Annotated in this window: 1 protein-coding gene; it reads left to right on the top strand. The window is 62.6% G+C overall.

Features of this window, described 5'->3' with window-relative positions; translation table 11 throughout:
• The first annotated feature begins 81 nt into the window (after positions 1-81).
• Entirely contained in the window at positions 82-747 is a 666-nt protein-coding gene (locus C7I87_RS30440) for a GntR family transcriptional regulator (protein ID WP_149907675.1), read from the top strand.
• Positions 748-851: the final 104 nt, after the last annotated feature.

Raw genomic sequence — 851 nt, 5'->3', positions numbered from 1 at the left:
AACCGAGGACACTTCCGGGCGACATGCATTAGAGTGGCTTGCGGCCAATGAGAAATTGGCCGGGCCAACGAGAGGGGCGCGATGCTCAACACGGTCGACTATGGCGGCAAGGAAGCCGATATCGTCCACGCGCTGGAAGAAGACATCATCTTCGGCCGGCTGGCGCCCGGCACGCGTCTGGTCGAGGACGTGCTTCTGGCCCGCTTCCCGGTTTCGCGCCACACCATCCGCCAGGCCCTCTACCAATTGGAAAGGCTCGGCGTCGCCACGCGTGAGCGCAACAAGGGCGCCACTGTGCGCCGGCTCTCGCCCGAGGAAGTGCGCCAGATCTACGAGGTGCGCGAGATGCTGCAGCGCCAGGCCGCGCTGATGATCCGCCTGCCGGCGAGCGACGCGCTGATCGCGGAGTTGACCGAGATCCACCACGTCTACAGCGGCCATGTCGACGCCGGCTACCTCAGAGGTATTCACGAAGCCAATGACCGTTTCCACCTCACCATGTTCTCGGCCTGCGGCAATGCCTATCTGGTGGCCTCGATCGAGCACTATATGCGCCTCAGTCTGCCGGTACGGGCCAATTCGCTGGCCGACCGGGACAAGCTCGACATCTCGCGCCAGCATCACCTGATGATGATCGAAGCGCTGAAACGCAGCGACAATTGGGTGCTGGCGCAGCTCTGCGTCGACCATCTCCAGCCGAGCAAGGCATTCTATCTCCAGGAGATCGAGGCGACGCCTGCGGGCTAGCGACGGCTAATGCATGTCGCCCGGAAGTGTCCTCGGTTCCGGGGATAACGACATGCATAAAATCGGAAGCTTACAGCAGGTCGGGCGAATCCTATTCGCCGCGA

Source organism: Mesorhizobium sp. SARCC-RB16n (assembly GCF_008520305.1).
Taxonomy (GTDB): Bacteria; Pseudomonadota; Alphaproteobacteria; order Rhizobiales; family Rhizobiaceae; genus Mesorhizobium.
The sequence above is the reverse complement of the archived record's forward strand: the minus strand, read 5'-3'. Positions and strand labels throughout refer to the sequence as shown.

Bases quoted from the DNA above. Each gene is read 5' to 3' on its own strand.
- C7I87_RS30440 (WP_149907675.1), top strand. From the start codon at position 82: ATGCTCAACACGGTCGACTATGGCGGCAAGGAAGCCGATATCGTCCAC.